The sequence below is a fragment of the Bacillus sp. S4 genome, assembly GCF_040838205.1.
GTDB classification, from domain to species: domain Bacteria; phylum Bacillota; class Bacilli; order Bacillales; family Bacillaceae_G; genus Bacillus_A; species Bacillus_A cereus_U.
Window position 1 is genome coordinate 1 of record NZ_JBFPJI010000262.1, and the last position, 4,755, is coordinate 4,755.

The window sequence follows — 4,755 nt, forward strand, 5'->3', positions numbered from 1 at the left end:
ATGATATACATACACAAATCACAACATGGATTCAAAATGCACCGGAGAAAAAGAGGGAACTAACGCTGTATCATTTATTAACGATGACAACAGGAGAAGATTGGCAAGAGTTCGGAAATGGGGTTATTTTCCCAAATGACTTTGTGGAATCAGACAATTGGGTGCAATACATTTTAGAAAAGCCGCTCATTGAAGAAATGGGTACGAAAATGAATTATAATTCAGGCTCTTCTCACTTACTTAGTTACATCATTCAACAAGCAACTGGAATGTCGACGGAGCAGTTCGCGAAAAAGTATTTATTTGAGCCGTTAAACATTACGGAGTATGAGTGGCAACAAGACCCGCAAGATATATATGTTGGCGGATTCGGTATGAAAATGAAATCTATAGACTTATTAAAGTTAGGGAAATTATGTTTGAACAATGGATATTGGAAGGGGAATGAAATTGTATCATCGAAATGGTTAGAAGAATCAAATACAGCTCTATTTGAAACGTATGAACATGTCGGGGCATATGGATATCACTGGTGGGTATTACATAACGAAAGATTTCACATACCGTATTGTATGTATTTTGCTATGGGATACGGAGGGCAATACATTATTATCATTCCGCAGTTAGAGCTCATAGCGGTTATTAGTAGTCACATGCCGAAACGTGGCCTCGTACCATTAAAGTTATTTATAGAGCATATAAAAGAGAATTCTAATCATAAATAAGAAGAGAAATGAGGTGTTTTATGAGAAGTGCAAAAATGATAGCGATTTATAGAATGTTATTAAGTCTTCTAGCGTTTAGTGCACTTATTACTCAATTTGTTACAAGAGCACAAGTGAAACCGTTCAATCCAGTTAATTTTTTTAGTTTCTTCACAATTGAAAGTAATATTTTAGTGGCGGTAATTCTACTATTAAGTAGCGTGGGGACAGCCACATTCGGACGTTCCGAGCAGTTTGGAGTTCTTCGCGGCGCAGCTACAGTATATATACTGACAACAGGACTTATTTATTTTTTGTTATTAAGGGGATTAGAAGAGTCACTTCAAACAGCAATACCGTGGGTAAATACTGTGCTTCATTACATCATGCCATTAGCGATGATTTTAGACTGGGTTATAAATCCACCTACAAAGACCATTACATGGAAACAGGCTGCGAGTTGGCTTGTTTTCCCGCTTTTATATGTTGTCTATAGCTTAATACGCGGTCCATTCGTGAATTGGTACCCATATCCGTTTCTCGATCCGAGAATAGGTGGATATGGTAGAGTACTTTTATATAGTATCGGAATAGCGGTTGTAATTGGAGCTATTTGCGGATTAGTAAAAATGTTAGGGAATCGATCTTTGCATATAAATAATAATCCTCCTTATTAAGGAAGAAGTACATAAAGAAACCTCTGTCTGTATGTAAAGACGGAGGTTTCTTTGTTTTACCGATTTGTCTTCTGAAAGGACATCTTTAAAAATTTCTCTGTTTTCGTATCAAACTCTATATCCACAAAAACACCATACTCTTTTCCACCCTCACGTAGCCATAATTTAAACTTTTCAACTGTTATTTGAACAGTTTTTGGTTTTCTACCTATATGAAGGTAATCGATAATCTCAGCTTTCGGATATTGTTCTTTCGTTTTTTCAACGGCTAGTTTACCCCATTTTGCATAGGGTGGCTGTGCGTGAACTATAGATGGACCAGTATATATATTTGAACATGCTGTTAGTAAAAAAATCGCGAATGCTATACGTGTGAAGAAATACTTCATAATAAGCTCCTTTTACTCTTTTTTATATTGTGTGCATATATCTTCAAGCATATAAGCTTGGCTTTTTTTGTCTTCTTTACATAAAAGCTTCACATTTACAAAACATAACCATGAATTCATTCTGTATTTAAGGAGGGAAACATATGCGTCAAAAAGGTTTTTTGAAGCTAGCAGTTTTACTTACCTTTATTGGCTTATCTTTAATGGTAAGTAGTATACAAACCAAAAATGTAGAAGCCTTTTCTAATCAAGTAATTCAAAGGGGAGCATCTGGAGAAGATGTCATTGAATTACAATCTCGTTTGAAACATAACGGATTTTACTCAGGAAAAGTAGATGGTGTTTTCGGATGGGGTACATATTGGGCGCTTCGAAACTTTCAGCAAAAATTCGGATTGCCAGTTGATGGTTTAGCGGGTGCTAAAACGAAACAAATGCTTGTAAAGGCAACAAAGTATGATAAGTCGACCGCTAATAAAGGTACAACAACTAATAAAGGGAACAGCGGTGGTACTGCGCAAGAAAATAAACCACCACAAAGTAAAGGGACAAATGTTCCAAATGGTTATTCTCAAAATGACATTCAGCTAATGGCAAACGCTGTATATGGAGAGTCACGTGGTGAGCCTTATTTAGGACAAGTTGCAGTGGCTGCGGTAATTTTAAATCGTGTCACAAGTGCATCGTTTCCAAATACCGTTTCAGGTGTAATCTTTGAACCGAGAGCCTTTACAGCAGTAGCAGATGGACAAATATATTTAACGCCAAATGAAAATGCGAAAAAAGCCGTATTAGATGCAATCAATGGATGGGATCCAACAGGGAATGCACTATATTATTTCAATCCAGATACTGCGACAAGCAAATGGATTTGGACTCGTCCACAAATTAAAAAAATCGGTAAACATATTTTCTGTAAATAGAGCGGAGGTGGAAACATGTTACGAGGTATTATCATTGTATTGTTAACAGTAGGTGTAGTAGGAACAGGGTATTGGGGCTATAAAGAGCATCAAGAGAAAAATGCGGTATTAATTCGAGCGGAAAATAGTTATCAGCGTGCGTTTCATGATTTAGCATATGAAGTTGATTTATTACACGATAAAATTGGAACAACACTGGCGATGAATTCACGTTCCTCATTATCGCCAGCTTTAGCAGATGTATGGCGTTTAACATCAGAGGCTCGTTCTGATGTAGGGCAACTACCATTAACATTAATGCCATTTAATAAAACGGAAGAGTTCCTTGCGAATATCGGTGATTTTAGTTATCGTGCAGCGGTTCGTGATTTAGAAAACGAACCGTTAAATGATCAAGAATATAAAACGTTACAAGGTTTATATTCAAATGCAGAAAATATACAAGATGAACTGAGAAAAGTGCAGCATCTTGTATTGAAAAATAATCTTCGCTGGATGGATGTAGAAATGGCTCTAGCGTCAAACCAAGATCCAGCAGATAACACAATTATCGATGGATTAAAGACGGTAGAAAAGAATGTAACATCATACTCGTCCACAAACTTTGGACCGACTTTTACAAGTGCACAAAAGAATAAAAAAGGCGGATTTGAGGCAAAAGGAAAGGCGATTTCGAAAGAGGAAGCGGAAAAAATCGCGAAATCATTTTTAAACTTAAAAGGGAATGAAAAAGTAGAAGTTGAGAAAAGTGGAAAAGGTGCAAAAGAATCATTCTACAGTGTGAAAATTCAAGATCCAGCAACGAACAATGAGTATTATATGGATATTACCGGAAAAGGTGGATATCCAATTTGGGTAATGAACAACCGAGAAATTAAAGAACAAAAAATTAGTTTAAATGATGCAGGAAGTAAAGGATTAACATTTTTAAAGGATCATAAGTTTACAAATATGGAGCTATTTGATAGTTCTCAATATGATAATATCGGTGTGTTTACGTACGTTGTAAATGAAAATGGAGTGCGTATTTATCCAGAAGCAATTCAAATGAAAATTGCTTTAGATGATGGATCGATTGTTGGTTTTTCTGCGAAAGAATATTTAGCATCGCATCAAAAACGAACAATTCCGAGTGCGAAGCTAACTGCTGCTGAGGCGAGAAAGAAAATTAATCCCGATGTAAAAGTTATGGAAGAACGTAAAGCTGTAGTAGTAAATGACTTGCATAATGAAGTACTTTGTTATGAATATATTGGTACTTTAGGGAAAGATACGTACCAAATTTTCATTAACGCAAATAGCGGGGCAGAAGAAAAAGTGAAGAAGATGCAAGCGGTTGAAAAAATTTATGATTAAACATCAATGATAAAGTGGTGAAAATAATGAAAATCATTATATATATGTTAATGTTTTGTTTCGTTATTACTGGATGTAGTATTGGAAAAAAAGACAATCCTAATGAAAAGCCAGAACAAAAAAATGTCTCGATGAAAAATGTTACGTATACAAATAAATCAAATAAACCAAATGAAAAGGCAGCTGATCATCTGGCATCTTTAGCTGCAAGTATACCTGGTGTAAACGATGCGACAGCAGTAGTAGTTGGGAAATATGCTGTGGTAGGTATTGATGTAAAAGCGAAACTTGATCGAACTCGCGTTGAGTCAATTAAGTATTCTGTTGCAGAAAGTTTGAAGAATGACCCAAATGGTGCGAATGCAGTCGTTGTAGCAGATGTTGATACGTATGAAAGACTAAAACAAATAGGTAAGCAAATTAAAAAAGGTAAAACTGGTGAAGGCATACTTGATGAATTAGCAGCAATTGTTGGCCGTGTAATGCCGCAAGTTCCAAATGATATGATTGAAAATAGGGAAACAAACCCGATTAAAGATAATGATAAACAATTACCAAAAGATGAAGAACAAGAACTTCGAAAAGAACAAGATGATCAGTCCAATAATCATTTGAAAAAATAGTGGAAATCCCGTACTAAATTGTACGGGATTTTTTATAAAATTAAATATTCAGTTTATTTTTAAGGGAAAATATGGTTTAATAA

General features: G+C 35.5%; 6 protein-coding genes. 5 read left to right on the plus strand and 1 reads right to left on the minus strand.

Annotated features, from left to right (window positions below; all coding sequences use genetic code 11):
- Nucleotides 1-725: serine hydrolase domain-containing protein (locus AB3X48_RS18020; RefSeq protein WP_367959777.1), on the plus strand; the 725-nt coding region annotated here is incomplete at its 5' end.
- A 20-nt stretch (nucleotides 726-745) separates the two neighbouring features.
- Nucleotides 746-1,381 carry a Pr6Pr family membrane protein gene (locus AB3X48_RS18025; RefSeq protein ID WP_199714878.1) on the plus strand — a complete coding sequence of 212 codons (636 nt, stop codon included), beginning with the start codon at nucleotides 746-748 and terminating at the stop codon, nucleotides 1,379-1,381.
- Nucleotides 1,382-1,437: 56 nt separating this feature from the next.
- On the opposite strand, the gene AB3X48_RS18030 is transcribed toward AB3X48_RS18025, so the two are convergent.
- Complete coding sequence (locus AB3X48_RS18030) at nucleotides 1,438-1,770, minus strand: YqzG/YhdC family protein (RefSeq protein ID WP_078181338.1); 333 nt, start codon at nucleotides 1,768-1,770, stop codon at nucleotides 1,438-1,440.
- Nucleotides 1,771-1,913: 143 nt separating this feature from the next.
- Between AB3X48_RS18030 and sleB the strand changes: the two genes are divergently transcribed.
- Genes sleB through AB3X48_RS18045 form a run of 3 tightly spaced genes read left to right on the plus strand, consistent with a single transcriptional unit; the run spans nucleotide 1,914 to nucleotide 4,672 of the window.
- On the plus strand, nucleotides 1,914-2,693 hold the full coding sequence (sleB, locus tag AB3X48_RS18035) for a spore cortex-lytic enzyme (protein ID WP_367959778.1): 780 nt from the start codon (nucleotides 1,914-1,916) through the stop codon (nucleotides 2,691-2,693).
- A gap of 15 nt (nucleotides 2,694-2,708) precedes the next feature.
- Nucleotides 2,709-4,049 carry a germination protein YpeB gene (gene ypeB, locus AB3X48_RS18040; protein WP_016105043.1) on the plus strand — a complete coding sequence of 447 codons (1,341 nt, stop codon included), beginning with the start codon at nucleotides 2,709-2,711 and terminating at the stop codon, nucleotides 4,047-4,049.
- A 26-nt stretch (nucleotides 4,050-4,075) separates the two neighbouring features.
- Nucleotides 4,076-4,672, plus strand: a complete 597-nt coding sequence (locus tag AB3X48_RS18045) for a YhcN/YlaJ family sporulation lipoprotein (RefSeq protein WP_016105042.1) — start codon at nucleotides 4,076-4,078, stop codon at nucleotides 4,670-4,672.
- Nucleotides 4,673-4,755 lie beyond the last annotated feature (83 nt).

Excerpts from the sequence above, each read along its gene's own strand:
- AB3X48_RS18025 (WP_199714878.1), top strand. The coding sequence starts at position 746 with ATGAGAAGTGCAAAAATGATAGCGATTTATAGAATGTTATTAAGTCTT.
- AB3X48_RS18030 (WP_078181338.1), bottom strand. The coding sequence starts at position 1,770 with ATGAAGTATTTCTTCACACGTATAGCATTCGCGATTTTTTTACTAACA.
- sleB (WP_367959778.1), top strand. The coding sequence starts at position 1,914 with ATGCGTCAAAAAGGTTTTTTGAAGCTAGCAGTTTTACTTACCTTTATT.
- ypeB (WP_016105043.1), top strand. The coding sequence starts at position 2,709 with ATGTTACGAGGTATTATCATTGTATTGTTAACAGTAGGTGTAGTAGGA.
- AB3X48_RS18045 (WP_016105042.1), top strand. The coding sequence starts at position 4,076 with ATGAAAATCATTATATATATGTTAATGTTTTGTTTCGTTATTACTGGA.